Annotated in this window: 1 pseudogene; it reads left to right on the top strand. The window is 65.2% G+C overall.

The features are described from left to right. Nucleotides 1-301, top strand: a pseudogene (locus SB751_RS28930) (aminotransferase class I/II-fold pyridoxal phosphate-dependent enzyme); the annotation flags it as partial. Nucleotides 302-333 lie beyond the last annotated feature (32 nt).

A 333-nucleotide genomic window follows, 5' to 3' on the forward strand; every position in this document is an offset into this window, starting at 1 on the left:
GCATCGCTGCTGGATCATCGAGGACGACTACGACAGCGAATTCCGCTACGGCAGCCGGCCGCTCGCGTCACTGCAGGGCCTCGACGACGGCGGCCGCGTGATCTACGTCGGCAGCCTCGGCAAGATGCTGTTCCCCGGCTTGCGGATGGGCTACATGGTCGTGCCCGAGCATCTCGTCGACACGTTTCGCACCGGGCTGTCGGAGCTGTACCGCGAAGGCCAGCTGATGCAGCAGGCCGTGCTCGCGGAATTCATCATGGATGGTCACCTGACGTCGCACGTGCGGCGCATGCGCACGCTGTAGGGCGAGCGTCGGCAATTGCTGATCGATGC

It is taken from the genome of Cupriavidus sp. SIMBA_020 (assembly GCF_046535395.1).
Taxonomy (GTDB): domain Bacteria; phylum Pseudomonadota; class Gammaproteobacteria; order Burkholderiales; family Burkholderiaceae; genus Cupriavidus; species Cupriavidus campinensis.